This window comes from Mesorhizobium sp. M7A.F.Ca.US.006.04.2.1 (assembly GCF_004022915.1).
Taxonomy (GTDB): Bacteria; Pseudomonadota; Alphaproteobacteria; order Rhizobiales; family Rhizobiaceae; genus Mesorhizobium; species Mesorhizobium ciceri.
Genome location: NZ_RZQA01001701.1, coordinates 1 through 385, shown reverse-complemented (window position 1 = coordinate 385; position 385 = coordinate 1). Strand labels below are relative to the sequence as shown.

Sequence of the window (385 nt, the reverse complement as noted above, 5' to 3'; positions counted from 1 at the left end):
GGCTCGAACAGGTTTTCGAGGTGATCGGCAAGAAGCCGCAGGGAAAGACGTGTGCGGCTATTGTGGGCATCACCGATGAAGGTGCCGAGATCATGGAGGAATATAAGGGCACACCTGCCCTGGACGCCGGCCTGCTGGCTGCGGCCCAGGCTGTGGAGCACTACGAAATCTCACGCTATGGCACACTGAAGACCTGGGCCTCCGAACTCGGGCTCGATGAAGCGGTTTCTCTCCTCAATTTGACGCTTGGAGAGGAAAAAGCGACCGACGAGGCGCTGACACAACTCGCTGAATCGGCTGTCAACATGGCGGCCGAAAACGTGTAGTAGCCCCACCAGGCGAAGACTGGCCCGTCGCTACGCGAATCTCACGGGAGGTATCAATG

At 58.7% G+C, this 385-nt stretch carries 1 protein-coding gene; it reads left to right on the top strand.

The window, feature by feature from the left end:
* Positions 1–326 (top strand): DUF892 family protein (locus tag EN925_RS39490; RefSeq protein WP_164894869.1); only part of this gene is annotated, 326 nt, incomplete at its 5' end.
* Positions 327–385: the final 59 nt, after the last annotated feature.